1 protein-coding gene is annotated in these 453 nt (G+C 43.7%); it reads right to left on the bottom strand.

Features of this window, described 5'->3' with window-relative positions; genetic code table 11:
* Positions 1-9 precede the first annotated feature (9 nt).
* Positions 10-453 (bottom strand): transposase (locus A136_RS01210; protein WP_017062777.1); only part of this gene is annotated, 444 nt, incomplete at its 5' end.

The raw sequence follows: 453 nt of genomic DNA on the forward strand, positions 1-453 counted from the left end.
AAAAAAGGTTCATCGCGGCTTTCCGGGGAAAGCCGCTTTTATCTTCAAGAAGAAGTAGTCGGTATCTCGATACCCATACCCCATTCGCTTGATTAGCTTTATCTTGTTGTTTATCCCTTCTAGGGTGCAGGTGTTTAGCGGATAACTTGCCGATGCGATAATACCGTGAAGATAAGGACTCAGTTTTCGTGCGAACTCTTTCAATGGCTTAATTCCACTCTCTTGTACTTGTGCCCACCAAGCCTCCCAGAGCCCTTTAGCATGTGCTTCTGATTCACAATACCAAAGCTCTTTGAGTTGTGCCCCGAGTATATAAGTGGTCATTAAGTCCTTATTGATATTCAATATTTCTGTAAGATAGCTGTCTTGCCGTGGATTTAAGTTGCCTCTATTTTTCAACAACACCCAGCGTGAGCGCTTGACCCATTGCCTCGCTTTTTTATCTTGCTTGAG

The sequence above is a fragment of the Vibrio crassostreae 9ZC13 genome, from assembly GCF_000272045.2.
Taxonomy (GTDB): Bacteria; Pseudomonadota; Gammaproteobacteria; order Enterobacterales; family Vibrionaceae; genus Vibrio; species Vibrio crassostreae_C.